22 protein-coding genes are annotated in these 25,787 nt (G+C 73.7%); 9 read left to right on the top strand and 13 right to left on the bottom strand.

Annotated features, from left to right (window positions below):
* The first annotated feature begins 397 nt into the window (after positions 1 to 397).
* The 3 genes from B1A86_RS01025 to B1A86_RS01035 are packed head-to-tail and all read left to right on the top strand — an operon-like array spanning position 398 to position 3,331.
* Positions 398 to 1,819: an LLM class flavin-dependent oxidoreductase gene (locus B1A86_RS01025; RefSeq protein ID WP_020621436.1), complete on the top strand. Its 1,422-nt coding sequence runs from the start codon at positions 398 to 400 to the stop codon at positions 1,817 to 1,819.
* Positions 1,820 to 1,829: 10 nt separating this feature from the next.
* Positions 1,830 to 2,588, top strand: coding sequence for a hypothetical protein (locus B1A86_RS01030; RefSeq protein WP_044658680.1), 759 nt, complete (start codon positions 1,830 to 1,832; stop codon positions 2,586 to 2,588).
* Positions 2,585 to 3,331, top strand: coding sequence for a hypothetical protein (locus B1A86_RS01035; protein ID WP_060973610.1), 747 nt, complete (start codon positions 2,585 to 2,587; stop codon positions 3,329 to 3,331). Before B1A86_RS01030 ends, B1A86_RS01035 begins: the two co-directional genes overlap by 4 nt.
* A gap of 63 nt (positions 3,332 to 3,394) precedes the next feature.
* Here the strand turns inward: B1A86_RS01035 and B1A86_RS01040 are convergent, their stop codons facing one another.
* From B1A86_RS01040 to purS, 4 genes are all read right to left on the bottom strand, one after another.
* Entirely contained in the window at positions 3,395 to 3,775 is a 381-nt protein-coding gene (locus B1A86_RS01040; protein ID WP_044658681.1) for a YtxH domain-containing protein, read from the bottom strand.
* A gap of 235 nt (positions 3,776 to 4,010) precedes the next feature.
* On the bottom strand, positions 4,011 to 6,317 hold the full coding sequence (purL, locus tag B1A86_RS01045; protein WP_041103643.1) for a phosphoribosylformylglycinamidine synthase subunit PurL: 2,307 nt from the start codon (positions 6,315 to 6,317) through the stop codon (positions 4,011 to 4,013).
* Positions 6,314 to 7,108: a phosphoribosylformylglycinamidine synthase subunit PurQ gene (purQ, locus tag B1A86_RS01050; protein WP_078025404.1), complete on the bottom strand. Its 795-nt coding sequence runs from the start codon at positions 7,106 to 7,108 to the stop codon at positions 6,314 to 6,316. Before purQ ends, purL begins: the two co-directional genes overlap by 4 nt.
* Positions 7,105 to 7,371, bottom strand: coding sequence for a phosphoribosylformylglycinamidine synthase subunit PurS (purS, locus tag B1A86_RS01055; RefSeq protein ID WP_002856633.1), 267 nt, complete (start codon positions 7,369 to 7,371; stop codon positions 7,105 to 7,107). Before purS ends, purQ begins: the two co-directional genes overlap by 4 nt.
* A gap of 176 nt (positions 7,372 to 7,547) precedes the next feature.
* Here purS and B1A86_RS11545 point away from each other — a divergent pair, with 176 nt between their 5' ends.
* Both B1A86_RS11545 and B1A86_RS01060 read left to right on the top strand, forming a co-directional pair.
* Complete coding sequence (locus tag B1A86_RS11545; protein ID WP_155643109.1) at positions 7,548 to 7,712, top strand: hypothetical protein; 165 nt, start codon at positions 7,548 to 7,550, stop codon at positions 7,710 to 7,712.
* Entirely contained in the window at positions 7,709 to 8,155 is a 447-nt protein-coding gene (locus B1A86_RS01060) for a YchJ family protein (RefSeq protein WP_036315413.1), read from the top strand. The genes B1A86_RS11545 and B1A86_RS01060 overlap by 4 nt, the downstream gene beginning before the upstream one ends.
* 40 nt (positions 8,156 to 8,195) lie before the next feature.
* On the opposite strand, the gene B1A86_RS11550 is transcribed toward B1A86_RS01060, so the two are convergent.
* The 6 genes from B1A86_RS11550 to B1A86_RS01085 form a co-directional block, all read right to left on the bottom strand.
* Positions 8,196 to 8,351, bottom strand: a complete 156-nt coding sequence (locus B1A86_RS11550; protein ID WP_010079551.1) for a hypothetical protein — start codon at positions 8,349 to 8,351, stop codon at positions 8,196 to 8,198.
* Positions 8,352 to 8,437: 86 nt separating this feature from the next.
* Positions 8,438 to 8,641 carry a helix-turn-helix transcriptional regulator gene (locus B1A86_RS01065; RefSeq protein WP_002856639.1) on the bottom strand — a complete coding sequence of 68 codons (204 nt, stop codon included), beginning with the start codon at positions 8,639 to 8,641 and terminating at the stop codon, positions 8,438 to 8,440.
* Positions 8,642 to 8,644: 3 nt separating this feature from the next.
* Entirely contained in the window at positions 8,645 to 9,208 is a 564-nt protein-coding gene (locus B1A86_RS01070) for a hypothetical protein (RefSeq protein WP_036315415.1), read from the bottom strand.
* Between the two features lie 99 nt (positions 9,209 to 9,307).
* Entirely contained in the window at positions 9,308 to 10,300 is a 993-nt protein-coding gene (locus B1A86_RS01075) for a GNAT family N-acetyltransferase (RefSeq protein WP_036315418.1), read from the bottom strand.
* Between the two features lie 202 nt (positions 10,301 to 10,502).
* Positions 10,503 to 12,380 carry an alpha/beta hydrolase gene (locus tag B1A86_RS01080; RefSeq protein WP_078025403.1) on the bottom strand — a complete coding sequence of 626 codons (1,878 nt, stop codon included), beginning with the start codon at positions 12,378 to 12,380 and terminating at the stop codon, positions 10,503 to 10,505.
* A 95-nt stretch (positions 12,381 to 12,475) separates the two neighbouring features.
* Complete coding sequence (locus B1A86_RS01085) at positions 12,476 to 13,555, bottom strand: 3-methyladenine DNA glycosylase (RefSeq protein WP_078025402.1); 1,080 nt, start codon at positions 13,553 to 13,555, stop codon at positions 12,476 to 12,478.
* Positions 13,556 to 13,823: 268 nt separating this feature from the next.
* Here B1A86_RS01085 and B1A86_RS01090 point away from each other — a divergent pair, with 268 nt between their 5' ends.
* Positions 13,824 to 16,808, top strand: coding sequence for a S8 family serine peptidase (locus tag B1A86_RS01090; RefSeq protein ID WP_078025401.1), 2,985 nt, complete (start codon positions 13,824 to 13,826; stop codon positions 16,806 to 16,808).
* Positions 16,809 to 17,045: 237 nt separating this feature from the next.
* On the opposite strand, the gene B1A86_RS01095 is transcribed toward B1A86_RS01090, so the two are convergent.
* Positions 17,046 to 18,332, bottom strand: coding sequence for an aspartate kinase (locus tag B1A86_RS01095; protein ID WP_078025400.1), 1,287 nt, complete (start codon positions 18,330 to 18,332; stop codon positions 17,046 to 17,048).
* 228 nt (positions 18,333 to 18,560) lie between these two features.
* On the opposite strand from B1A86_RS01095, the gene B1A86_RS01100 reads away from it, so the two are divergent.
* Together B1A86_RS01100 and B1A86_RS01105 are read left to right on the top strand one after the other, a co-directional pair.
* A complete protein-coding gene (locus B1A86_RS01100) occupies positions 18,561 to 19,574 on the top strand; it encodes an ABC transporter ATP-binding protein (RefSeq protein ID WP_078025399.1) in 1,014 nt (337 codons plus the stop codon).
* Positions 19,571 to 20,827: an ABC transporter permease gene (locus B1A86_RS01105; RefSeq protein WP_078025398.1), complete on the top strand. Its 1,257-nt coding sequence runs from the start codon at positions 19,571 to 19,573 to the stop codon at positions 20,825 to 20,827. The genes B1A86_RS01100 and B1A86_RS01105 overlap by 4 nt, the downstream gene beginning before the upstream one ends.
* Positions 20,828 to 20,870: 43 nt before the next feature.
* Here B1A86_RS01105 and recR read toward each other — a convergent pair whose 3' ends face one another.
* Both recR and B1A86_RS01115 read right to left on the bottom strand, forming a co-directional pair.
* Positions 20,871 to 21,470: a recombination mediator RecR gene (gene recR / locus B1A86_RS01110; protein ID WP_002856659.1), complete on the bottom strand. Its 600-nt coding sequence runs from the start codon at positions 21,468 to 21,470 to the stop codon at positions 20,871 to 20,873.
* 115 nt (positions 21,471 to 21,585) lie between these two features.
* The gene (locus B1A86_RS01115; RefSeq protein WP_078025397.1) at positions 21,586 to 25,029 is read right to left on the bottom strand and encodes a DNA polymerase III subunit gamma and tau; all 3,444 of its coding nucleotides are present in this window, start codon (positions 25,027 to 25,029) and stop codon (positions 21,586 to 21,588) included.
* 78 nt (positions 25,030 to 25,107) lie between these two features.
* Between B1A86_RS01115 and B1A86_RS01120 the strand changes: the two genes are divergently transcribed.
* Positions 25,108 to 25,773 carry a malonic semialdehyde reductase gene (locus B1A86_RS01120; protein ID WP_049146682.1) on the top strand — a complete coding sequence of 222 codons (666 nt, stop codon included), beginning with the start codon at positions 25,108 to 25,110 and terminating at the stop codon, positions 25,771 to 25,773.
* Positions 25,774 to 25,787 lie beyond the last annotated feature (14 nt).

Consider the following 25,787-nt stretch of genomic DNA (forward strand, 5'->3'; position numbering starts at 1 on the left):
GTCGGCCGCGCGGTCGCCCGGCCGCCGGCGCCGGAGGGTCACACGGGCGTCACACCGGGGGCGCCGCCGGTCCTGGCCCGGCCGGCCGTCACGGCCCGAGCCCAGCGCCGAGCCAGACGTTTCGGTCGTCTCTGCAGGGTGGAGGCAGCAGATTTCTCTGGCTCAGCGCTGGGGTGCCACTGGGCCGCAACAGGGCCGCCGCCCGCGGACGTGTCCTCCGTCATGGTCGGGGCATGTCACGAACCGGGCGCCGGACGCGTGGCCGGGCCCGGCGGGGCCGTCATGAACCCCTGGGCCGGACCGGCTTCCACCGCCGGCCGCGTCAGCGTTGCATGGTGCGGAACCGTCGCTCGCCCGGCCGCGCCCCTGCGACCGGGCGGCCCTGGAAAGGAGACCCATGAGCACCGCCGAGAACGCCGGGGCCGGAGCACCCACCCGCCCGGACGAGCACCGCGCGATCCTCTTCAACGCATTCGACATGAACTGCGTCGCCCACCAGTCCCCGGGTCTCTGGCGTCACCCCGACGACCACGCCCGGGACTACAACACCCTGGGCTACTGGACGCACCTGGCGCAGACGCTGGAGAAGGGCCTGTTCGACGGCCTGTTCATCGCCGACGTCCTCGGCCCGTACTCCGTGTACGGCGGCACCTCCGAGGCCGCCATCAGGACCGGCGCGCAGACCCCCGTGAACGACCCGTTCCTGCTCGTCTCCGCGATGGCCGCGGTCACCGAGCACCTCGGCTTCGGCGTCACCGCCGGCACCGCCTACGAGCACCCCTACCCGTTCGCCCGCCGCCTCGCCACGCTCGACCACCTCACGGGCGGCCGCGTGGGCTGGAACGTGGTCACCGGCTACCTGCCCTCCGCCGCCCAGAACATGGGCCAGGACGACCAGATGGAGCACGACGAGCGCTACGAGCACGCCGACGAGTACCTCGACGTCGTCTACAAGCTCCTCGAGGGCTCGTGGGAGGACGACGCCGTCGTCTACGACAAGGAGTCCGGCGTGTTCGCGGACCCGGCCAAGGTCCACGACATCGCCCACGAGGGCCGGTACTTCACCGTGCCCGGCCACGCCGTCACCGAGCCGTCCGTGCAGCGCACCCCCGTGATCTACCAGGCCGGCGCCTCGACGCGCGGCCGCGCCTTCGCCGGCAAGCACGCCGAGGCCGTGTTCATCAACTCCCCCACGAAGGAGCTGGCGGCCGCCACCGTGAAGAAGATCCGCCAGGCCCTGGTGGACGCCGGCCGTGACCCGTACGACGTGAAGATCTTCGCGATGCAGACGATCGTCACCGGGGCCACCGACGAGGACGCGCGGGCCAAGTACGACGACCTGGCGCAGTACGTGGACCCGCTGGGCGGCCTCGTGCTCATGTCCGGCTGGATGGGCATCGACCTGTCCCAGTACGACCTGGACGAGCCGATCGGGGACGTGAAGTCGAACGCCATCCAGTCCGCCGTGGAGACCTTCCAGAAGGCCTCCGGCACGGATGAGGAGTGGACCGTGCGCAAGCTCGCCGAATGGGTGGGCATCGGCGGCTTCGGCCCCGTGATCGTGGGCGGCGGCGAGTCCGCGGCCCGTCAGCTCGTCGAGTGGGCCGACGAGACCGACGTGGACGGCTTCAACCTCGCCTACCACATCACCCCGGGCGCCTTCGAGGACGTCGTGGAGTTCGTGGTGCCGGCGCTGCAGAAGCTCGGCCGCTACAAGACCGCGTACACGGACGGCACGCTGCGCCACAAGCTCTTCGGCCGCGGCGACCACCTGCCGCAGAACCACCACGGCGCATCCTTCGCCCTGCGCCGCCGGTAGGGTGACGCCAATGGCCGCGGCGCCCTGCCTCGGCCGGCAGCAGCCCCAGGAGGAGAACATGCAGCGCAGACGTGCCGTCCGCGCGGCCGGGCTCGGCGTCGTGGGCGCCCTGGCCTTGGCCGGGTGCGCATCCGAGCCGCAGTCGGCGGGGGAGGCCTGGCATCAGGCCCGCACCCAGTTGGACGAGGCCGAGACCGTCCGACTCGAGACCGCCTACACCACCGGCCGTCAGGGCCCGCACTCGGTCCGCTGGGACATCGCCGGCCGGCTCGACGGCGGCGACGCCGAGTCGAAGGGCGTCATGCAGGTCGGCCGGGACTCGCACATCACCATGGAGTCCCGCCAGGTCGGCGAGGATGTGTTCGTCCGGGTCGACGTGGACGGCTCCGACGTCCCGGACGACGTCCAGGTGATGTACTCCGACCCGCAGTGGCGCCGTGTCCCGGCCGGTGAGGGGCAGGAGCCGCCCCTGAAGGCCCTCCTCGACCAGGTGGGCTTCCCCGCGGCGGACGCCCTCGACGGCGCCGAGGTGCGCGCCGAGGAGGTCGACTGGGACGACGGCACGGCCTACCGCTACGCCGTGCCCGAGGAGGTCGCCGACGCCGCAATGGTCGAGGGCGACGCCACCCGGGTGCACTCCTTCACGGTGGACGACGACGGCGAGCTGGTCGCGCTCACCGTCGACGACGGCCGGGCCACCCAGCAGTACGCCCTGAGCGACTGGAACCAGATCGAGCCGGCCGAGGCGCCGGAGGAGGTGGCCGAGTGAGGCAGCGCCAGACCCAGACCCGCCGCACCCGCCGCGGCCTGTCCCTCGCCGCCCTCGGGGCGGCCGCCCTGCTGCTGACCGGCTGCGCCTCGGGCGACGACGCCCCCGGCGCCTGGGACCGCGCCCGCACCCAGCTCGAGGAGGCCGACTCCGTCCGCATGGTCACCGAGCTGCGGTCCGAGGCCCCGAGCAACGGCCGCGCGGTCCCGGACGCGGTGGACATCTCCGGTCCCGTGGACGGCTCGTCCATGCGGTACGTGTCCGTGTACAAGGACGACGGTCTGATCACCCGGGACGAGTCCCGGATCGTGGACGGCACCGCGTACTCCCGGTTCACGGTGGAGCGCGTCGGCGCGAGCGGTGAGGACCATCCCGCCTATGCGGAGCGCTGGACCGCCACCCCGTACGAGGGCGATCCCAGCGCCACCGGCATGGGCGCGATGGTGAGCTCCCTGCTGGGCTCCCTGCCGGAGTCGGGCGGCCTGGACGACGTCGAGGCGGACGCGGACGGCATCCGCCGCAGCGGTCAGGATGCGATCCGCTACGTGCTGGACGAGCCCGTCTCGGGCCCGCAGGAGGGCGTGGAGCTGACCGCGTTCACGGTGTCCAAGGAGGACGGCCGCCTGCTCACCGTGGAGACCGAGTCCGCCGGCACGAAGGCCGTGGTGACCCTCTCCGAGATGGGCGGGGTGGATCCGGTGCAGGCCCCGCCGGCCGACGAGGTCCTGAAGCAGGACGGCTGACCCGGCCCACGGCGGCGGCGGCCCGCCTCCCCTCGGGGAGGCGGGCCGCCGTGTCTGCGCGGGTCAGCGCGTCAGCGGACCCTCGTCACCCAGCGGGGTGGACGGGTCCGAGATGGTGTCCGGCTCGGCACCGTGGCGGGCCGCCGAGGTGATGTTGTCGTTGTTGGACTCGGTCACGCGATCTTCGCGGACGTCGTTCTTCTTGTCGTTGCCCTGCATGGCATCCTCCACCTTCGTCGTGGCCTTCTGCACCGGATCGGACTTCTTCACCTCAGCGAACTTCTGCTGGGCGGTCTCCTGGACCTGGCCGACCTTCTCCTGGGTCTTGGGGTCGTTCCAGAGCTTCTGGGCGTTCTGGGTCATCTTCTCGAGGTTCTTGCGGCCCTCGGCGGAGCCGAGCAGGTAGCCGAGTGCGGCGCCGAGGCCCAGGGTGATGAGGCGCATGGGTGGTCTCCTTCATGTGTCGGGACCGCGCCGACCCTCTTGGACGGGCCGGGCGGCGCGCTGGCGCGCTGTCCTGGGATCACTCTGGTCATCGGAGCCCGCCGCGTCAACGACTGAGGCGCACGGCCGTGCGAGGGTCGGCGGCGTTCGTCCCCGCCGTCCCGCCCCACGACGACGGCCGCCCACCCCGGAGGTGAGCGGCCGTCGTCGTGCCGGGGCCCGTGGGCCCACGGGGTCAGCCGAAGTGCTTCGGCAGGGTGGCCTCCCAGGCCTCGCGCAGCTCCGCGATCGGCAGGGTGAAGGCGTCCTGGACCTCGAGGGCCGCGGAGTCGGCGTCCACCACGCCGATGCGCACGGCCGCGTAGCCGCGGGCCGTGGTCATGTCCGTGAACCGGACCTCCTCGGTGCGGGGCACGGCCACGACGGCGCGCGCCTGCGTCTCGGAGAACAGTGCGGTGAACAGGTCCACGCCGGCGCGGCGCAGCACCTCGTCCAGCACCACGCGGGCGCCCACGCCGAAGCGCAGCACCATCTCGGACAGGGTGGCCGCGAGGCCGCCGCCGGAGACGTCGTGGGCGGCGTCGATCATGCCGTCCCGGGACATGTTGACCAGCAGCTCGCCGAGCAGGCGCTCCTTCTTCAGGTCGACCTTCGGGGGCAGGCCGCCGAGGTGGCCGCGCAGGCGCGCGAACTCGGAGCCGTCCAGCTCGTCCGCGGTCTCGCCCAGCAGGTAGATCGCCTGGCCGTCCGCGTCCGGGGCGAAGCCGGACGGGGTGCGGCGCAGGACGTCGTCGAGCTGGCCGAGCACCGCCACCGTGGGGGTGGGGTGGATCGGGGTGCTGCCCGTCTGGTTGTACAGGGACACGTTGCCGCCGGTCACCGGGATGCCGAGGGTCTGGCAGCCGTCCGCCAGGCCGCGCACGGCCTCCGCGAACTGCCACATCACGTCCGGGTCCTCGGGGGAGCCGAAGTTCAGGCAGTCGGAGACGGCCAGGGGCACGGCCCCGGCGGTGGTGACGTTGCGGTACGCCTCGGCCAGGGAGGCCTGCGCGCCCGTGTACGGGTCCAGGTAGGTGAACCGGTCGTTGCAGTCCGTGGCCAGGGCCACGCCTATGCCGGTCTCCTCGTCCACGCGCACCACACCCGCGTCGTCCGGGGCCGCCAGGGCGGTGTTGCCGCGGACGTAGCGGTCGTACTGGCGGGTGATCCAAGAGGTGTCCGCCAGGTTCGGGGAGCTCATCAGCTCCACGACGGCGGCGCGCAGCTCCTCGCCCGTGGCGGGCAGGTCCTGACCGGCCTCGGAGGAGCGGAACGTGTCCGCCTGGAGCTCGTCCTGCCAGGCCGGACGCGCGTACGGGCGCTCGTAGACCGGGCCGTCGTGGGCCACGGTGCGCGGGTCCACGTCGACGATGACCTCGCCGTCCCAGGTGATGATCAGGCGGCCGTCGCCGGTGACCTCGCCCAGCCAGGAGTACTCGACGTCCCACTTTGCCATGACGGCCTCGAACGCGGCGACGTTCTCCGGCGTCACCACGGCCATCATGCGCTCCTGCGACTCGGACATGAGGATCTCGCCCGGGGTCAGCGTGGAGTCGCGCAGCAGCACGTCGGTCAGCTCCACGCGCATGCCGCCCTCGCCGTTGGAGGCGAGCTCGGAGGTGGCGCAGGAGATGCCGGCGGCGCCGAGGTCCTGGATGCCCTCGACGAGGGAGTCGCGGAACAGCTCGAGGCAGCACTCGATGAGCACCTTCTCGGAGAAGGGGTCGCCGACCTGCACCGAGGGGCGCTTGGCGGGCTTGCCGTCGCCGTCGAAGGACTCGGAGGCCAGCACGGAGGCGCCGCCGATCCCGTCACCGCCGGTGCGGGCGCCGAACAGAACTACCTTGTTGCCCACGCCGGAGGCGTTGGCCAGACGCAGGTCCTCGTGCTTGAGCACGCCCACGGCGAGGGCGTTGACGAGCGGGTTGCCCTGGTAGATCGGGTCGAAGCGGGTCTCGCCGCCGATGTTCGGCAGGCCCAGGGAGTTGCCGTAGCCGCCGATGCCGGCCACCACGCCGTGGAACACGCGGGCGGTGTCCGGGTGGTCGATCGCGCCGAAGCGCAGCGGGTCCATCACGGCCACCGGGCGGGCACCCATGGAGATGATGTCGCGCACGATGCCGCCGATGCCCGTGGCCGCGCCCTGGTAGGGCTCCACGTAGGAGGGCGAGTTGTGGGACTCGACCTTGAACGTCACGGCCCAGCCGTCACCGAGGTCGGTCACGCCGGCGTTCTCGCCGATGCCCACCATCATGTGCTGCTTCATCTCGTCGGTGAGCTTCTCGCCGAACTGGCGCAGGTGCACCTTAGAGGACTTGTACGAGCAGTGCTCGGACCACATGACCGAGTACATGGCCAGCTCGGCCGCGGTGGGGCGGCGGCCGAGGATCTTCTTGATCTCGGCGTACTCGTTCTCCTTCAGGCCCAGCTCGGCCCAGGGCTGCTCGACGTCCGGCGTCGCCTGGGCGTCCGCGACCGTCTCGATGTTGAACTGCTGGCTCATGCATGGCCTCCACGGCTGGCGAGGGTGGTCAGGACGGAGGTGAAGAAGCCGAGGCCGTCCACGCCGGAGCGGGGGCCGGCGGCGGTGTCCGGGCCGAAGCCCGTCTCCACGGCGTGCTCCGGGTGCGGCATCAGACCGACGACGTTGCCGGCCGGGTTCGCGATGCCCGCGATGTCCCGGCGCGAGCCGTTCGGGTTCCAGCCCTGATAGCGGAACACCACGCGGCCCTCGGCCTCGAGGGCGTCGAGGGTCGTCTCGTCCGCCACGTACTGGCCGTCCTGGTTCTTCAGGGGCACGGTGATGGTCTGGCCCTGCTCGAAGTCGCGGGTCCACACGGTGTCCGTGCTCTCCACGACCAGCTCCTGGTCGCGGCAGATGAAGTGCAGGTGGTCGTTCTTGATCATCGAGCCCGGCAGCAGGTGTGACTCGGTGAGGATCTGGAAGCCGTTGCAGATGCCGAGCACCGGCAGGCCGTCCGCCTCGCCCTCGGGGCCGCCGGCCGCCGTCGCCACCGCGTCCATCATGGGGGCGAAGCGCGCGATCGCGCCGGCGCGCAGGTAGTCGCCGTAGGAGAAGCCGCCCGGGATCACGACGGCGTCCACGCCGGCGAGCGTCCGCTGCGGGTCCGCGTCGGCGTGCCACAGGGAGACGGGCTCGGCGCCGGCGAGGCGGACGGCGCGCAGCGCGTCCACGTCGTCCAGGGTGCCGGGGAAGGTGATGACGCCGATGCGCGCGCCGCTGAGCGGCGTCGCCGGCGTCGAGTAGTCGCCGATGAGGGGGAGCTCGGTCATCGGGCGCCCTCGGCCTCGTCCAGGACGGCCACGTTCACGACGTCCTCGATGACGGGGTTGGACAGCATTTCCTCGGCGGCCGTGCGCGCCTGGGCGAGGATCTCGTCGGTGACCTCGCCCTCCACGGTGAGCTCGAAGCGCTTGCCCTGGCGGACCTGGCTGAACTCGGTGAAGCCGAGGCGGGGCAGGGCCCCGTTGATCGCCTTGCCCTGCGGATCGAGGATCTCGGGCTTGGGCATGACGTCGACGACGATGATGGGCATGAACACGCTCCTGGGTGCGGGACGATGCCGCGGAGCATGACGGTGTAGATGCCGTCTCACGCCCGGCCCTGGGCGCTCCGCGTGCTTGCCCGCCCAGTCTACTCGGCCGCCCGGACGCGGGATCGTGGGTGTGATGGGGGCGGCACGCGGCAGCCGGCCCGGCGTAGCCTGGCGGCATGAGACCTCAGCAGACCCGTGTGTCCCCGCTCGGTCGACGTCGGCCGATCAGCCCGCTCGGCCCCGCGCTGCTCGCCGCGGCGGCCGGCGTCGTGCTGACGGGAGTGCGCCGCATCACGGCCCGGTCCGCCCGGCGTCGCGCGACCGGGCGCCCGCGCCGGTGAGCCGTCCCGAGCCCTGCCCCTGCGGGTCCGGAGCCGGGCTCGCGGCGTGCTGCGGTCGCCTGCACGCGCGTTTCGCCCAGGACGGCGCCCTGACCGCGCCCACCGCCGAGGCACTCATGCGCTCCCGGTACACGGCGTTCGCGCGGCTGGGCGAGGCCGGGCCGGCAGAGGCGCAGGCGATGGCCGACTACCTCGCCGCGACCTGGGCTCCCGAGCACCGGCCCCCCGCGGCCGAGCTGCTGCCGGCCGCGGGGGAACAGGCGCCGCGGTTCACCCGCCTGGCGGTGCTGGACGTGCGGGACGGCGGGCCGTTCCAGGACGCCGGGACCGTGGAGTTCGTGGCCGTCGGCGCGGGGGCCGAGGGGCGGTTCCGACTCCATGAGGTCAGCCGGTTCCGCCGTGAGGACGGGGTCTGGCGCTACGTGGACGGCGACGTGCGCTGAGGCCGGGGCGGCGCGTCGGACGGCGGCCGGCGGTGCCGCGTCAGAAGGCGGAGAAGATCCCGGCGCCCACGCTGAGGACCAGACCCAGGATGGCGATCCACGCCACCAGGGTGACGATCGGGCGGGGGCGACGCGGGGCGTCGTCGTGCCAGTCCACGCCCTCCAGCTCCGGAGGGGTGCGCAGCTCTCGATCCATGGCCCCAGCCTCTCACGCCCCACGCCGCCCCGGGCTCAACGCGGGTTGACTTGTCACGGGTGCTGGGCGCCCGGACCCGCGACAACTCAACCCGCGTTGCCGTCCGGGGTGAACAGGTCCTCGATCCGCCGCCCGAACACGGCCGCGAGGCGGAAGGCGAGGGGGAGCGAGGGGTCGTAGCGGCCCTTCTCGAGGGAGATGACGGTCTGCCGGGAGACGCCGAGCTCGTCGGCGAGCCGCTGCTGCGACCAGCCGAGGCGGGCACGCTCGTCGGGGATGGTGTTCTCCACGGCTCAGCCCCGGCGCTTCTGGATCTGGTACCGGATCGCGGCGGCGCAGCCCATGAGGACGAACAGGGCGGCACCCACGGCCGCGGGCGAGATCACGTACCCGCCGAACGAGAGGATCGCGGCGCCGAGGCCGACGACGACGAGGGTGTCATGGAAGGCGCCCGAGGTGGCCTTCTCGTACCAGCGTCCCTCGATCGACTCCTCCGGGTTCGTGTCGGCGCCGCGGATCGAGTGACGGTCCACGAGCGCGAGCCAGGTCAGGAGGAGGCCGAAGAGCAGGCCGTTGAGCGCCATCGCACCGGCGGCGATCCAGGCAAGGGAGTCTGCGTGGCCGGCCGCGACGGTGGTGGCCCAGGCCGCCGAGCCGAGTCCCAGGGCGCCCACGACGCCGACGGCCAGGCTCACGCCCATCAGTCGTCCGGTGCCGCCGCCGAGACGGGAGGAGCAGCCCCAGCGGGAGCGGGTGTCTCGGCGCGGATCGGTGGTGGCGGTGCCTGTGCCGGCGTGCTCCGCCGCGGCGCCCTGGCCGTCCGCGGCGGCGGTGTGGCGGGAGTGGTTCGCGGTCATGGGGCCCTCCTGTGGTCGATGCCCTGGGCCGGTGGCCCGGCCCGCCTCGGAGGCTCTGTGGGGGCTGTCCGACCGGACATTGTGAAGCAAGCGTGACAGTCAAGTGACCTTGTCGTCAAGGGAGCTTGACGCCGGAGCCCGTGCGAACTCTTCCCACGTCATGGGCGGGGTCAGCCCGAGCCAGGCAGGTTCGAGACGGAACCCGAGGGCCGTGTTCATCCGCAGGGACGCCGCGTTGGCCTCGGCGCCGCCGGTGCCCCACTGGCGCCCACCGCGGGCATGGGTCGCCAGGAGGGTCGCCGCCTTGACGGCCTTCGCCACGCCACGGTTCTCGTGCTCGGACGCGACCGCGGTGCGGTCGACCTCCCACCGGTCAGGGGAGCGGAACGTCAGGGTGAATCCGATGAGCACTCCTCCCTCGAAGGCCCCCACGGCAAGCCCTGCTGGGGTGGACAGTCGGGCCTCGAGGTCGTCCGGCAGCGGCTCGTGACGGGAGCCGTCGGTGCGCGGGAATCGGGGAGCCGCTTCCTCGTCGAGGGCGCGCAGGGCAGGCAGGTCGACGGCGGTCAGTCTCCGCACCTCGATTCCCCGCGCTTCGGCCGCCGCGACGTGGCCACGGTAGGGCGCCAGGTCGGCGTCGTCGTCGAGGTGGAGGCGCGCGCCCCAGGAGCGGGAGCGCACGCTCCACCCGGCGTCGAGCAGCGCGGCGGCCTCGGCCGAGTCTTCGCGGTGCACGCGGGCGTCCGCCCGTGGGTCGGTCACGGGGGTGAGCATCGAGCACGGGATGTGCCCGGAGACGGCCTCGTCCGGATAGACGTGCGGGAACTCGGCCGAGTGGGGATCGGAGGGGTCTCCCGGCTCGCGCCGCACCCGCAGGCCGGCCCCCGCCAGTTCGTCCTCGTCCAGGCCGCAGACGAACGCGTCCGGCCGGTCCGGGTAGATCGCCGCGCCGACGACTCCTACCTGGGCGGCGTCGTCGGAGGCGTGGAGGAAGCCGACGTCGTCGATCGAGGCGCCGCGCGTCGATGCCGTGTAGCGGCCGGTGCGACGCGCGGCGGCCCAGTCCTCCGGGAGGGTGATGTGCAGGATCATGGCGCGAGGCTATCGGCCTCGGCGTCGACGCCACCCCTCCGGCTGCCCATCGCGGGTCGAGTTGTCGGGGGTGTGGGGCGGGGGCACCCGCGATAACTCAACCAGCGTTGCAGGGCCGCCCCGGGCGCGACGACGGCCCGGCGTCTCCGCGGGGGAGTCGCCGGGCCGTCGGGGGCGGACCGGGTTCCGGGTGCCCGGGCCGTCAGTCCTCCAGGAAGGCCTCGACGTCCGGGGTCACCGCGCGGGAGTCGATCAGCTGACGCTCGATCGCGTCGTGGGTGATCCGGTTGGCCTCGCGCACGGCGTCGGTGCGCATCGAGATCTTGATGTCGCCCTTGTGCGTCGGGGTCCCGGCCACCTGGACCGGCTGGGTCTCGAGCGGCAGCGGGACGGCGTCGCACAGCGACTTCTCGGCCGGCTGGGCGCCGGTCAGGAAGTAGTCACGGATGGGCGCGTCCACGCACTCGGTGCGGTACGGGAACAGGCCGTGGGTGCCCTCGTTGTCCACGGAGATCAGGGACGTGTTGCGCAGCACGCCGGCGGCGCGGTGGCCGCCCTCGTACGGGGTCGCCGCGTCCAGCTCGGACTGCACGATCACGGTGTTCGGGGCGCCCTTGCCACCGGGCTGGGCGGGCATGGAGGTCTGGGCGGGCCAGTACATGCACTCCGACGGGCCCATCAGCACACCGATCCACGGGGCCTTGCGGCCGAGGTCGTCCACCCACGAGGTCCAGTATCCCTGCGAGGTGTTCCACTGGCCGTCCTGGCAGCGGATCGCCGAGAACGCGCCCTCGAAGGTGACGGCGTCACCGGCCTGGGTGGCGGCGACGAGCTGCTCGCGCTCGCCCACGGTCTCCAGGCCGCGGGCGGCGAAGCGGTCGAAGGAGTCGCGCTCCTCGGCCGGCAGCGACGCACGGGCCTCGGCCAGGATGCGCTCGATCTGGGTGCGCTGCCCCGCGGGGTCCGTGGCCGCGGCCTCGGACTCCATGATGCGGATGTAGGCGGCGATGACGGACCCGGCGTCGAGGTACTGGGACGTGTCGTACATGGCCGGCAGCAGGAACGAGCCGGCGACGATCATGCCGAGCTGGGTGCGGGTGCCGCCCACGTCCTCCCAGCGCTGCCGGATCTGCATCGGGTTGTCCCCGAGGCCGAAGATCTCGTCGTGCCGGGCCACGTAGGGGAGCATCGCGTCCTGGAACTGGCGGTCGCGGGAGCGCGGCTGCAGGTCCCAGGTGGTCTGGAGCCCGTCGCGGGAGATGTCGACGGCGGAGTCCAGCAGGAACCGGTGCGTGTGCTGGGGGAAGACGCGCTGGTACCAGCTGCCCAGCCAGGTGCCGTACGAGTAGCCGATGTAGGAGGTCTTCTCCTCGCCCAGGACGGCGCGGATGAAGTCCATGTCGTACACGGTCTGCTCGGTGGTGATGTAGGGGGTGAGCTCGTTCTCGAGGCACGCGTCGACCTGGGCCTTCGTGTCCTGCCACACGTCGTGCTCGGGGTTCGGCGTGTAGGTGCACTCCAGGGCGGTGGACTGGCCCACGCCGCGGGGGTCGAAGCCGATGAAGTCGTACTGCTCGGCGAGCTCCGGGGCGCGCTCGGCCATGGCGGGGCCCCAGGGCAGGCCGGAGCCGCCCGGGCCGCCGGGGTTCACCAGTGCGATGCCCTGGCGCTCCGGGTTGCCCTTCGAGGTCTCGGTCTTGGCCACGCGCAGGGTGATGGTGTGGCCGTCCTCGGGGTTCTTCCAGTCCCGCGGCACCGTGACGTCGGCGCACGCGGTGCCGGGGATCGCGTTGAACCGGGCGTTGAGGCGCTCGCTGCCGAAGTCGCAGGCCTCCCAGTCCAGCGTCTGGCCCACGAGGTGCGGCGCGAGCGCGGCGGCGTCGTTGACCTTGTTGCCGCGCGTGGCGGAGAGGTCGTTGGAGCGGGCCTGACCCTGCGATGCGGACCCGTTGCCGTTGCCGTTGCCGTTGCCGTTGCCGGGCGCGGAGAGCGCGGGGGCGGCGGCCGTGACGGCGAGCGAGACGGCCGCGACGGCGGCGGCGAGCGTGGTGCGGCGGCGAGCTGGAACGGTTCTGGTCACGTCAGGTCCTCGAGTCGTTCGGTGCGGAGAGGGCCGGGGCGGTCACCGGATGACGCGAGTGATGCGCCTCACAGCCTGTATAGCGGCCATCCTAATCATGGACGTGCGCTGGACGTCCACTCCGTGTCCGGCCGGGCCCCGGGGGCCGCCCCCGCGGCCGCGTCCAGCACCGCCAGCAGCCGCACCCGCAGCGACTGGCCCCGCGCGGCGAACTCGCGCTGTCGCCGCGCGTACTCGGCACGCCCGGCCGGCTCCTCGATCCGCACGGCCGCGTAGCCGCCGCGCCCGTCGGAGAGGTCGTCCACTCCGGTCAGGTCGTACGGCGAGGCCTCCATGTCCAGCCGGCGGATGTCCCACGCGAGGTCGAAGCAGTCCGCGAGCAGGTCCGAGTCGACCACCGGCACCAGCTTGTACGCCCACTTGTACAGGTCCATCCCCGCGTGCAGGCAGCCGGGCTGCTCCATCTTCCGCATCCCGGCGCGCGTGGGCAGGACGCCGTCGTCGCCCTCGTTGCGGTCGCGGGCCTCGGGCGCGAAGAACCGGAACGCGTCGAAGTGCGTGCACCGGATCCGCGAGCCCTCCACCACCGCGTCCGTCCCCTCGGCCCCGAGCCGCAGCGGCAGCTGGGAGTGCCGCACCCCGTGCACGTCCGAGCGGTACGCCATCGCCCACTCGTGCAGCCCGAAGCAGCCCAGGCGCGGCGCCCGCTCCGCCGTGCGCGCGAGCAGTTCCCGCGTGAACGCCACCCCTGACGCGCGGTCGGCGAGCACCGCCGCCACGTCCACCAGCCAGCCGCCCACCGGGCGGCCGTCGACGACGGCGCCTGCCACCTCACCGGCCTCGACGCGCCGGTAGTGCTTCCACTCGCCCCGTGGGGTCGCGCCCAGCTCGGCCGCCTCGGCGCGGGCCGCGGCGCCGTCGTCGTCCGCGAGGAGGACCCCCGGCCCGGGGTGCCAGCGCTGCAGCGCGGCGGGGGAGTGCGTGTAGTAGCCGAAGAGGAAGTCCTGCACCGGGTGCTTCTGGCCGCGCATCCGCAGGGCCACCAGCGGGTCCGTGCGTCGGGCGATGCGCTCGCGGTGTGCCCGCGCGTGGGCCCGCCACACGTCGGCGGGCAGGGCGACGACGGCGGGCGGCAGGGTCTCGGAGGGCGCGGGGGCGGTGTGTGGCTCGGGCATGACCCCACCATCCTCCCCCGTGGCGCCCCTCATGAGCGAGCGGGCCCACGTGATGCCGACGCGGGGAGCGCACTCCGGCGGCCCCAATTCGACGGTCCTGGACGTTGCCTGGCAAAGATCTGGTCAAACGCCCTACCGGACGGTAGATTGCACATGTCTCGCTGTGGTGCCCATCACATGGGCGCCGATCTCCCCGTCCCCCGGCGTCATCCCCGCCGGCGTGCCGCGGGCGAGAGCTGGGCGGACCTTGATGAGAAAGGCGGAGGCAATGCCTCAGAACCCCACCCCTGCCCGGCGCCGTCGGGCCCTGGCCGCGGCCGTCGCCGGCGCGAGCCTCGTGGCCGCTCCCGCGCTCGCGGTGTCGGCCACCGCCGTCGAACTGCCCGACGGCAGCACCGTCTCCAGCCCGCAGGGCGAGGTGCAGGTCCAGCAGCAGTTCGAGGACGGCCGCTACTTCGTGGTCCTGAAGGACCAGCCGTCGGTGACCGCCCCCGAGGCCGGCGCCGTTCCGGGCGCCGCTCCGAAGGCGAAGTTCGACCCCTCGCACCCGCGCGTGAAGAACTACGAGGCCAAGCTCCAGCGCCAGCAGGCGAAGGTCGCGAAGGCCCACGGCGCCAAGGCCGAGATCTCCTTCCAGCGCGCCGTGAACGCGTTCGTCGCCGAGCTGACCGCCGAGGAGGCCCAGTCGATCGCGAAGGACCCGGCCGTGCTCGGCGTCGCGCCGGACGAGCAGGTGGCCCCGGACTACAGCTCCACCGAATTCCTCGGCCTGCCCGGCAAGAAGGGCACCTGGAAGTCCGTGTACGGCAAGGCCGAGAACGCGGGCAAGGGCGTGGTGGTCGGCGTCATCGACTCCGGCATCCACCCGGACAACCCGTTCATCGACGGTCAGCCCGTCCAGCCGCTCAAGGGCAAGGCCAAGGTCGGCGTGCCGTACCGCACCGCGGACGGCCAGATCGCCGTGCTCAAGGCGGACGGCACCACCGCCACGGCCGAGTGCGAGACCGGCCCGGACTTCCCGGCGTCGTCGTGCGACTCCAAGCTGATCGGCGCCTACGCCTTCTCCGACGACTTCGAGCGCTTCGTCCCGGTGGACGAGCGGGCCCCGGAGGAGCGCATCTCCCCGCTGGGCGTGTTCTCCCACGGCACCCACGTGGCCACCACCATCCTCGGCAACACCGGGGTGGAGCAGACCATCGACGACGACTCCTTCGGCGAGGGCGCGGGCGTGGCCCCGGCCGCCCACCTGATCTCCTACAAGATCTGCTGGGAGGACACCGATCCGGACACCGGCGGCTGCTACACCTCCGCCTCCGTGGCCGCCATCGAGCAGGCCATCGAGAACAACGTGGACGTGCTGAACTACTCGATCTCCGGCTCCAACACCTCGATCGTGGACCCGGTGGCCATGGCCTTCAAGTCCGCCGCCGAGGCCGGCATCTTCGTGGCCGCCTCCGGCGGCAACTCCGGCCCCGGCCCGAACACCGTGAACCACGGCTCCCCGTGGCTGACCACCGTGGCCGCGGAGACGTTCTCCAACGAGCTCACCGCCACCGTGCAGTTCTCCGACGGCACGCAGCTCCGGGGCGCCTCCTCGGCCCGCACCGGCGTGGGCCCGGCCGAGGTCATCCACGCGTCCGAGGTCGCTGCCGGCGACGCCGAGGCCGCGCGTCTCTGCCTGCCCGGCGGACTCACCGAGGAGGCCGCCGACAAGATCGTGCTCTGCGAGCGCGGCGGGAACGCCCGCACCGAGAAGTCGCAGGTGGTGGAGGAGGCCGGCGGCGTCGGCATGATCCTCGTGAACACCCCGTCCGGCTCGCTGGACGCGGACATCCACGCGGTGCCGACCGTGCACATGAACGACAACGGCGTGATCGAGAAGGTGAAGTCCTCCGACCTCACCGCCACGGTCGTCCCGGGCGACACCACCGGCCTGCCGGAGGACCCGCTGCCCCAGATCGCCGGCTTCTCCTCCCGCGGCCCGGCCAACGCCGTGAACCAGGAGCTCCTGAAGCCCGACCTCGCCGCCCCCGGTGTGAACGTGATCGCCGGCGTCTCCCCGCTGGACCCCGACTACCACGGCAACACGTTCGGCCTGATGTCCGGCACGTCCATGGCCTCGCCGAACCTGGCCGGCATGGCCACGCTGCTGATCGGCAAGTACCCGGCCTGGTCCCCGATGGCCGTGAAGTCCGCCCTCATGACCACCGCCGGCGACGTGTACAACGCCGACGGCACCGTGAACACGGACAACTTCGCCACGGGTGCCGGCTCCGCCGATCCGGCCGCCGCCGCCCGTCCGGGCCTGGTCTACGACTCCGGCAAGGAGCAGTGGGACGCGCTGCTGCGCGGCGACATCGCCGGCCGTGAGGTGAACGTCCCGTCCCTGGCGATCCCCGACGTCGTCGGCTCGGCCACCGTGACCCGCACCGTGACCGCCCTGGAGAACGGCCGCTGGCAGTTCTCCGCGAGCGTGCCCGGCTTCGAGGTGACCGCCTCCCCGGCCGTGCTGGACCTGAAGGCCGGCCAGTCCGCCGACGTCGAGCTGACCGTCACCCGCACCGACGCCGCGGTGAACACCTGGACCCACGGTTCCATGTCCTGGACCACCGCGAAGGGCAAGGCCGTCCCGGAGGTGACCTCCCCGGTCACCGTCAAGGCGAAGTCCGCGGCCGTCACCTCCGCCGTCGAGGGCTCCGGCGCCACCGGCTCCGCCGACGTGGAGATCACCCCCGGCGTGACCGGTGAGCTGACCCCGCAGGTCCTGGGCCTGGGCAAGGTGGACTCCACCGTGGCCGCCGCCACCGCGAGCAACTCGCTCGTGTCCAGCGCACTGGCCGTGTCCACGGTGACCGTGGAGGAGGGCACCAAGTCCCTGGTGGCCTCGATCAACGCGGGCGCCGCCGGCGCCGACTGGGACCTGTACGTGATCACCCCCGAGGGCAAGCAGCTGTCCCGGGCGACCGCGGACGAGTCCGAGACGCTGACGATCGCGAACCCCACCCCGGGCGCCTATACCGTGGTCGGCCACCTGTACGCGGCCAACGGCGGCAAGGACACCGGCACCCTCGAGACGCTGAAGCTGCGCGAGGACGCGGGCAACCTGACCGTCTCCCCGAACCCGGTGCCCGTGACCTCGGGCAAGGCCACCGAGGCGACCCTCTCCTGGTCGGGCCTGACCTCGGGCACCTGGAAGGGCCTCGTCACCTGGGACGCGGGCATCACGACCGACGTGACCGTCCAGGTCCCGTGACCGCCGACCCCCTCCGTCCTCGCTGACGGAACGGGAGGAACCGCCCGCACGACGCCGGCCCCGCACCTTCACGCTGAAGGTGCGGGGCCGGCGTCGTGGTGGGCGGGGGAGGGTGGAAGCGCCCCGCCCCCTCGCTTTCGAACGTGGGATAGGCCCTATCTCACGTTCGAAAGCGTCCATTCGCCCCATTTCACGTTCGAAAGTCGCCCGGGCGGTGGGGCAGCGGCGGGTGCGGCGTCAGCGGCCGGTGCCGCCGTAGACCGTGGCCTCCTCCTCGGCGTCGAGGCCGAAGGCGGCGTGCACGGCGCGGACGGCGTCGTCGAGCTTGCTCTCGGCGGTGACCACGGAGATGCGGATCTCCGAGGTGGAGATGAGGTCCACGTTCACGCCGGCGTCGGCGAGGGCCTTGAAGAAGGTGGCGGAGACGCCCGGGTTGGAGCGCATGCCCGCGCCGATCAGCGAGAGCTTGCCGATCTCCGGGTCCGAGACGATGTCCTGGAAGCCGATCCGGTCCTGGGCGGCGCGCAGGGCGGCCATGGCGTCCTTGCCCTCCACGATCGGCAGGGTGAAGGAGATGTCCGTGCGACCCGAGCCCTCGCGGGAGATGTTCTGCACGATCATGTCGATGTTCACGTTGGACACGGCGATCACGCGGAAGATCTCGGCGGCCTTGCCGGGCACGTCGGGGACGCCGACGATCGTGACCTTGCCCTCGGAGCGGTCGTGGGCGACGCCGGAGACGATGGGCTGTTCCATGGGAGCGCCTTCCTGAAGGGTGATGGTGTCGTTCGGGTCGGGCATGATCCAGGTGCCCTCATGGTCGGAGAAGGAGGAGCGCACGTGCAGCGGCACGCCGAAGCGGCGCGCGTACTCCACGGAGCGCAGGTGCAGCACCTTGGATCCGGAGGCCGCCATCTCGAGGGTCTCCTCGGAGGAGAGCTCGGTGAGCTTGCGGGCGGTCGGTACGACGCGCGGGTCCGCCGAGTAGACGCCGTCCACGTCCGTGTAGATCTCGCACACGTCCGCGCCGAGCGCGGCGGCGAGGGCGACGGCGGTGGTGTCCGAGCCGCCGCGGCCCATGGTGGTGATGTCCTTGGACTCGGGGCTCATGCCCTGGAACCCGGCCACGATGGCCACGCGGCCGGCGTCGAGGGCCTCCTGCACGCGGTGGGGGTTGACCTTGACGATCCGGGCCCGGCCGTACGAGGTGTCCGTCAGCATGCCGGCCTGGGAGCCGGTGTAGGAGCGGGCCTCGACGCCCTCGGCGTGGATCGCCATCGCCAGCAGGGACATGGAGATGCGCTCGCCGGCCGAGAGCAGGATGTCCATCTCGCGCGCGGGCGCGTCCTGCGTGAGCTCGGCGGCGAGGTCGAGCAGCTCGTCCGTGGTGTCGCCCATGGCCGAGACCACGACGCACACGCGGTTCCCGGCCCGTACCGTGTCCGCGATGCGGCGGGCCACGCGCTGGATGCCGGCGGCGTCGGCCACGGAGGAGCCGCCGAACTTCTGGACGATGAGACTCATGGGTCGCTCCGGACAGGGTCGAGGGTCGGTTCGGGCCAAGTCTAGGGGCGCGCACCCGCGCGGGTCCGCCAGGTGAACCCCTGTTCCGGATGCTGGACCCGGCGCCCGCCGCAGGCCGGGACGACGGCGCCCGCGGCCTCGCCTGCGACCCCGGTCGGGCCGGGATCGGCGCCGGGATCATCCCCCGGGTGGATCCGCGTCCGTGCACGGCGCGGCAAGGATGGGGCCATGACCGCTCCAGCACCCCCGCCCGCCTCACCCGTCCTGGGGGTGGCCGCCCACGACGGGATCGTGGCCCACGGCCTCGCCCGCTCGTTCGGCGCCGTCCATGCGGTGCGGGACGTCTCCCTCACCGTGCCTGCCGGCTCCGTGACGGCCCTCGTCGGCCCGAACGGCTCGGGCAAGACCACGCTCCTGCTGATCCTGGCCACCCTGCTGCGCCCGGACGCCGGCGCCGTGTCCGTGGCCGGGGTGGACGCGGTGCGCGAGCCCGTCGAGGCCCGGCGGCGGCTCGGCTGGATGCCCGACACCCTGGGCGTGTGGGAAGAGCTGACCTGCCACGACATCCTCGCCAGCCTGGGACGGCTCTACGGCATGGGGAAGGCGGAGGCGTCGGCGCGCGCGGACGAGCAGCTCGCGTGGGTCGAGCTCACGGAGTTCGCCCACCGGCCCGCCCGCGTGCTCTCCCGCGGCCAGCAGCAGCGCCTGTCCCTGGCTCGGGCCACCGTGCACCGGCCCTCCGTCCTGCTCCTGGACGAACCCGCCAACGGCCTCGACCCGGCCGCCCGCATCCGGCTGCGGGATGACCTGCGCGCCATGGCCGCAGCCGGCACCGCCGTGCTCGTCTCCTCCCACGTGCTCGCCGAGCTCGAGGAGATGTCCGACCGCGCCGTGTTCCTCCGTGAGGGCGCCACGGTGGCCACCCAGGAGTTCCGCGCCGCCGACGACCTCGCCCGCCCCTACCGGATCGCCGGACCCGACCCGACGGCCCGGGACACCCTCATCCGCGCCCTCGAGACCCGCGGCCTGACCGTCACCGCGGCCACCGGCGCCGGCGCGGGCCAGCGCCGGGACGGCGTCGTGGTGCAGCTGCGGGGTGAGGCCGCCGCGGCCGCGCTGCTCGCGGACCTCGTGCGCGAGGGTGTGCTCGTCAGCCACTTCGCCCCGGAGGGCTCCCGCCTCGAGAACGCCTACCTGGGCCTCCATCTGGAGGGCCCCCGCACCGAAGGAGACCGGCCGTGAGCACCGCCGTCGCGACCTCGATCCACGACCGCCGCCCGCCGCAGCCGCAGCCGGGGGGACGCCTCGGCGCGGCCCAGGCCGTGGCCACCGTGGTGGGCATGGAACTGCGTCAGCGGCTGCGCTCGCGTGGCTGGTACGTGCTGTTGGGCGTCTTCTTCGTGGTGGTGGGGGCGGTGACCCTCGGCGCCCTCGGGCTGCGCGGCCTGGGCGTGGCGGAGATGGAGGCGTCCGGCCTGGAGCCGGAGCTGGCGGAGCAGCAGATGCGCGCCCTGGGGCGGACGCTCTTCGACGGCGTCCTGCTCTTCGTCCTCACCCTCTCGCTGCTGGTCTCGCCCGCCCTGGCGGCCAACGCGATCTCGGGCGACCGTGCCGGCGGCACCCTGGCCATCACCCAGGTCACCCTGCTGCGGACCGGGCACCTGATGGCGGGCAAGTGGCTGGCCGCGTGGATCGCCTCCGCCGCGTTCCCCGCGGCGGCGCTGCCGTGGCTGGCGGTCGCAGCCGTGGTGGGGCGCGTGTCCCCGTGGGCCGTGCTGGTGGGGCTCGTGATGATCCTCGTGGAGTTCGGCATGATCGCGGGGATCGGCGTGGCCGTCTCGGCGATCGCCGGGCGCACGCTGTTCGCCGTCGTGGTGACGTACCTGATCGTGGCGGCGCTGACGATCGGCACCCTGGTGGCCTTCGGGCTGTCCCTGCAGTTCCTGCAGACCGAGGTGCGGGCCAACGAGGCCGACTACGGCTCCACGACGGCGGAGCCGTTCACCGAGGCGGAGCTCGAGAAGATGACCCCGGAGGAGGCCGAGCAGGCCTGGGCCGAGTGGGAGGCGGCGCACCCGGAGCTGTACGACGGGATCGCCGACCGGTGCGTCGGCCCGGTGACCACCCGGACGATCCCCGACCCGCGGCGCAGCGGATGGCTGCTCGCGGCGAACCCGTACGCCGTGCTCGCGGATGCCTCCCCCTGGGAGGGCGGGCTCCTCGAGGACGGGACCCGGGCGGAACCCGGGCCGCTCAACCTGCTGTCCGTGGGCCTGCGCTGGACCCAGCGCGACCCCGTCCGGGACGTCGAGTGCCTCGACGGCGAGCTGCGCGGTCTCGACCAGAGCGGCGTGCCGGACCGGCAGGGCACCTGGCCGGTGTGGCCGCTCGGTCTGGCGATGCAGGGTGTGCTGGTGGCCGGGCTGGGCTGGTGGGGCCACCGTCGCCTGGACACCCCGGCCGGGCGGCTGCCCGCCGGCACGCGCGTGGCCTGAGCCGGGCCGGCGTCGGGCGGGACCTGTTCGACGCCGGCCGGTGTCAGCCGCTGATCAGGCGGCGTCCCTCGAAGGCACGGCCGAGGGTGACCTCGTCCGCGTACTCGAGGTCCCCGCCGACGGGCAGACCGGAGGCCAGGCGCGTGACGCGGATGCCCGTGGCGCCGAGGAGTCGGCCGAGGTAGGTGGCCGTGGCCTCGCCCTCGAGGTTGGGATCCGTGGCGAGGATGACCTCCTGCACGGCCTCGTCCTGCAGCCGGGTGAGCAGCTCGCGGACGTGCAGCTGCTCGGGGCCGATGCCGGCGATCGGATTGATGGCCCCGCCGAGCACGTGGTAGCGGCCCTGGAAGGCGCGGGTGCGTTCCATGGCCATGACGTCCTGCGACTCCTCGACCACGCAGATCTGGGAGCGGTCCCGGCGCTCATCCCGGCAGAGCGAGCACACCTCGTCCTCGGAGACGTTGAAGCAGACCGAGCACAGCCGCACCCTGTCCTTGACCGTGCGGATGGCGTCCGCGAGCCGCAGCATGTCCTCCCGGTCCGCCTCCAGCATGTGGAAGGCGATGCGCTGGGCGGACTTCGGCCCGATGCCCGGCAGGCGGCCGAGCTCGTCGATCAGGTCCTGCACCGCGCCCTGGTACATCCGTCTCCCTCGTCCGATGGTGCGTCTCGTGGGGCGTGCGCCCCGACGCGGCGCCGTGGTCCGGCGCCGCGTCCATCATGCCCGCGGCCCCGGACCGCGTACGGGCGCGTTCGCCTCAGGCGTCGTTGGGGCGTTCCTCGAGCAGACGGCCGCCGAGCACCCGTTCGACGACGGCCCGGCCCACGAGGCCCGAGTCCTCGAGCGGGACGTCGTCGTCGCTGGCGACCTCGTCCTCCCACCCCACCCCGGACGTCGCCGGGGCGGCGGGGCCGGTGTCGGCGGGCCGGGTCGGGCCGCGGCCCTGGGCGGCCTCGCGGGCGGCGTGGATGGCCGCGGCCCGCGCGTCCAACGACGGCGGCGCCGAGGCTCCCCCGGCGGGCTCGACGTCGGCGGGGCGCGCCCCGAGCGAGGCCGCGCTCGGCCGGCCCCCGGCGGGGGAGCCCGGCGAGGCGTCCGGGTCGGGGCCACCGGGAGCGCCGGGGCCGCCGCCCGTCCCGCCGCCGCCGCTCGAGCCCGCGTTCACCGGAGGCTCGAGGGGCCCTCCGGCCCGCAGCCGCTCCATGAGCCGCGGGTACATGCTCGCCGGATGGCCCGAGCCCGGGAAGTCCGAACCAGTCGGGCCGGCAGCCGTGCGCGGCGTGGCGTCCGCGTCGTCGGCGGGCACGCCCGGATCGGGGGTCGCGTCGGCCGTGGGCGCGCCCGTGGGGCGCCGCTGCTCGTCCGAGGACGGGCCGGCGCCCGAGGCGGCCGGGTGGGGATCGCGTCGCTCCGTGGCCGCTGCGTCGTCGTCCGGGGCGGGCGACGGCGTGGCAGGCCGGGCGGAGTCACCGTCCGCGGCCGCGCCCGCGCCGTCGTCGAAGCCGGCGGGACGGGTCGCGCCGAAGCGCTTCGCGAACTCCGCGCGCAGCTCCGCCTCCGGACGGGCGAACACGGGGATCGAGTGCTCCTCCTCGCGGACCAGCGGCCCCGGGTCGTAGGCCCGACGGACCTCCTCGGCGCTCGGCTCGCTCTCGCCGGGGGTCGGGGCGTCGGGCTGGACCGGGGAGTCCTGGCCGGCGTCCGGCGCGGCGCCGCCGGGGGCCGGTGCGGCCTGCGGCGGCGCGCCCCAGTCCTCGACCGACGGCACGGGGCCGTCCCAGCCCGCGGCGCCGACGGGCCGCTCCTCGGCGTCGCGGGCCGGCGGGGTCCAGCCCTCGGGGCCGTCCGAGTCGTCCTGCTCCGCGTCCGGGTCGAACGCGGGCAGCGAGTCCCACGGGTCCTCCTCGGGCGGGGGAGCGTCGTCCCAGGCGGGCGGCTCCTCATCCGGGCCGCCCCAGCCGTCCGCCGGCGGGGCGGGGGCGGGCGTCGTCGACGACGTCGGCGTCGGCCCCCAGGAGGTGGCGGGAGCCGCGGGCGTCCAGGCGGGGGACGGCTCCGGCGTCTGACGCTGCTGTGTGGCCCGGGGCGGAGCCGCCGGCGGCGCCGGGTCGTCCTCCGCGGTGGAGGGTGCGGCGGAGCGCGGCGGGGTGGGGCGGGAGGACTCCGGCTCGCGCGGGGCCTGCCCCGGTGCCGGAGCGGGCCGGTTCGGCTGCGCCGTCGGTCGGTCGGGCCGGCCCTGCTGCGGGGCCGGACGCTCAGGCCGGTCCGTCCGCGCCGGGCCGGCCGGGCGAGCGCCGGACTGTGCGCGGGCGTCCCCGGTCGGCGCGTCCCCACCGAGGATCAGGTCGAGCCGCGGGCGGATGCCGAGCACCTGGTGGACGGCCTCGCCGAGCACGCGGTCGCCGCCCCGGCCGAGCAGCGACTGGCGGGGCCCGTCCTGCTGGAAGCCGATCGTCAGCAACGAGCCGTCGTAGCCCGCGACGCTCGCGTTGTCCTTCACCAGCATCCACACCAGGCGTGAGGCGTCCTCGAGGGCCGTGAGGATGTCCGGCCAGGCCCGGCGGATCATCTCCACCTGGCTCGCCGCCGGGGCGGGAGCGGGGCTCGACGGCGCGGCACCGGTGCGGTCCTGAGCCTGGGGCCGGCCCTCGGGGCGGCCCTCAGGCTCGGCGCGGCTCCCGGCCTCCGGGCGGCGCGTGTCCCCGGAACGGGCCCCGACCTCAGCCGGTTCAGGCCGCTTGGGCTGCGGCGGCTGCTGCGGACGTTCGGACCCCGTTGCCCCGGCGGCCGCGTCCCCCTCCGGCGCCTCTGCCACGGACTGCGGGGCAGGCGGCGTCCAGCGCTCCGGCGGGGCGGTGGGCGCCGTCGGCGCGGGCTCCTCCGGCCGCCGCATGGCGGCCCGGGCGAGCGCGGCACCGGTCAGAGGGCCGGAGCCGTCCGCGTCCCCGGCCGATCCGCCGCCGTCCTTGGCGGGCGTGCCGGACCGGGCCGGCGTCGTCGTGCCCTCCGGGGCGCCGTCCTCGACGGGCGCGGCGCCACCGAGCTCCAGGCGCCGTTCGAGGGCCTCGAGGCGGGCGGCCAGGCCGCGGTGCGTCTCGTCCGAGGCGGGCAGCAGCAGGCGCGCCATGAGCAGCTCGAGGTGCAGGCGGGGACTGGTGGCCCCCACCATGTCCGTCAGCGCGAGGTTGGTGATGTCCGCGAGGCGGGAGAGCTCCGCGCGGGAGAGCTGCGCGGCCTGCGCCGACAGACGCCGCACCTGGTCCTCCGGCATGCCGTGCAGGATCGCCCCGGCCTCCTCCGGCAGGGCACGGGCGATCACGAGGTCGCGGAAGCGGTCCAGCAGGTCCTCGACGAAGCGGCGCGGGTCCTGGCCGGACTGCACCACGCGGTCCACCACGCGGAACACGGTGGGGGTGTCGTCCGCGGCGACGGCGTCGATCACGTCGTCCAGCAGGGCTTCCGGGGTGAAGCCGAGCAGGCGTACCGCGAGCTCGTAGGAGACCTGGCCCTCCTGGGCACCCGCGATCAGCTGGTCCAGCACGGAGAGCGTGTCACGCACCGAGCCCGTGCCGGCGCGCACCACGAGCGGCAGCACGCCCTTCTCCACGGACACGCCCTCCTCCGCGCACAGCTGCTCGAGGTAGGCGATGAGCGGCTCCGGCGGCACGAGCCGGAACGGGTAGTGATGGGTGCGGGAGCGGATGGTCCCGATGACCTTCTCCGGCTCCGTGGTGGCGAAGATGAACTTCAGGTGCTCCGGCGGCTCCTCCACGATCTTGAGCAGCGCGTTGAAGCCCGCCGCGGTGACCATGTGCGCCTCGTCGATGATGAGGATCTTGTAGCGGTCCCGGACCGGGGCGAACGTGGCCCGCTCGCGCAGGCCGCGGGCGTCCTCCACACCGCCGTGCGAGGCCGCGTCGATCTCCAGCACGTCCAGCGAGCCCGGCCCGCCGGTGGCCAGGTCCCGGCACGAGTCGCACTCGCCGCACGGCGTGGGCGTGGGGCCTTGGGCGCAGTTCAGGCAGCGCGCGAGGATGCGGGCGGACGTGGTCTTGCCGCAGCCGCGCGGGCCGGAGAAGAGGTAGGCGTGGTTCACGCGGTCCTTCGCCAGTGCGGTGCGCAGCGGGACCGTGACATGGTCCTGCCCGATCACGTCTTCGAAACGGTCCGGGCGGTAGCGGCGGTACAGGGCGGTGCTCACCCTTGAAAGCCTATCCGGCGGGCGGACGGGCTAAGGGAGCCGGGGAATGCGCCCACCCACCGGCCCGTTCCCTGGCCCATGACCACCACGCACATGCACACCGACGCCGAGGACACGATCCACCCCACGCAGCCGGCCCCGGACGCGGGACCGCTGAGTCAGGCCGAGATCGACCGCCTCTTCGCGGACCGCCACACGACGCAGCTCTTCTCGGACGAGCCCGTCGACCTCGCGCTGATCGAGCGGGCCTACGCGGACCTCCGCTGGGCGCCGACCGCCATGAACAACCAGCCGCTGCGGCTCGACGTCGTGGACAGCCCCGAGGCCCGCGCCCGCCTGGCTCCGCTCATGATCGAGTTCAACCGGGAGAAGACGGAGCGCGCCCCGCTCACGCTGATCGCCTCCTACGACCTCGACTGGCACCGCCACATGGGCCACCTCGCCCCGTTCCGGGAGGGCTTCGAGGAGGATGCCGAGGGCAAGCCGGGCATGCGCGAGGGGATGGGCCGCACGAACGCGCTCATCCAGGTGGGCTACCTGCTCGTGGCCCTGCGCGCCCACGGGCTCGAGGTCGGCCCCATGGCCGGGTTCGACGCCGCCGCCGTGGACGCCGAGTTCCATGCGGACCGTGCCTGGAAGTCCCTCCTGGTGATCAACGTGGGCCACGCCGCCGCAGACGACGAGAAGGCGCAGCAGCCCCGCCAGGGCCGCCTCGACTTCGACCAGGCCGCCCAGGTCCTCTGACCGGGGCCGGGCCT

It is taken from the genome of Micrococcus sp. KBS0714, from assembly GCF_002008305.4.
In the GTDB taxonomy this organism is placed as follows: domain Bacteria; phylum Actinomycetota; class Actinomycetes; order Actinomycetales; family Micrococcaceae; genus Micrococcus; species Micrococcus luteus.

Bases quoted from the DNA above. Each gene is read 5' to 3' on its own strand.
- B1A86_RS01070 (WP_036315415.1), bottom strand. From the start codon at position 9,208: ATGACCGCGAACCACTCCCGCCACACCGCCGCCGCGGACGGCCAGGGC.
- purS (WP_002856633.1), bottom strand. From the start codon at position 7,371: ATGCCCATCATCGTCGTCGACGTCATGCCCAAGCCCGAGATCCTCGAT.
- B1A86_RS01100 (WP_078025399.1), top strand. From the start codon at position 18,561: ATGACCGCTCCAGCACCCCCGCCCGCCTCACCCGTCCTGGGGGTGGCC.
- purQ (WP_078025404.1), bottom strand. From the start codon at position 7,108: ATGACCGAGCTCCCCCTCATCGGCGACTACTCGACGCCGGCGACGCCG.
- B1A86_RS01090 (WP_078025401.1), top strand. From the start codon at position 13,824: ATGCCTCAGAACCCCACCCCTGCCCGGCGCCGTCGGGCCCTGGCCGCG.
- B1A86_RS01095 (WP_078025400.1), bottom strand. From the start codon at position 18,332: ATGAGTCTCATCGTCCAGAAGTTCGGCGGCTCCTCCGTGGCCGACGCC.
- B1A86_RS11545 (WP_155643109.1), top strand. From the start codon at position 7,548: ATGAGACCTCAGCAGACCCGTGTGTCCCCGCTCGGTCGACGTCGGCCG.
- B1A86_RS01030 (WP_044658680.1), top strand. From the start codon at position 1,830: ATGGCCGCGGCGCCCTGCCTCGGCCGGCAGCAGCCCCAGGAGGAGAAC.
- B1A86_RS01085 (WP_078025402.1), bottom strand. From the start codon at position 13,555: ATGCCCGAGCCACACACCGCCCCCGCGCCCTCCGAGACCCTGCCGCCC.
- B1A86_RS01040 (WP_044658681.1), bottom strand. From the start codon at position 3,775: ATGCGCCTCATCACCCTGGGCCTCGGCGCCGCACTCGGCTACCTGCTC.
- recR (WP_002856659.1), bottom strand. From the start codon at position 21,470: ATGTACCAGGGCGCGGTGCAGGACCTGATCGACGAGCTCGGCCGCCTG.
- B1A86_RS11550 (WP_010079551.1), bottom strand. From the start codon at position 8,351: ATGGATCGAGAGCTGCGCACCCCTCCGGAGCTGGAGGGCGTGGACTGG.
- B1A86_RS01120 (WP_049146682.1), top strand. From the start codon at position 25,108: ATGACCACCACGCACATGCACACCGACGCCGAGGACACGATCCACCCC.
- B1A86_RS01075 (WP_036315418.1), bottom strand. From the start codon at position 10,300: ATGATCCTGCACATCACCCTCCCGGAGGACTGGGCCGCCGCGCGTCGC.
- B1A86_RS01025 (WP_020621436.1), top strand. From the start codon at position 398: ATGAGCACCGCCGAGAACGCCGGGGCCGGAGCACCCACCCGCCCGGAC.
- purL (WP_041103643.1), bottom strand. From the start codon at position 6,317: ATGAGCCAGCAGTTCAACATCGAGACGGTCGCGGACGCCCAGGCGACG.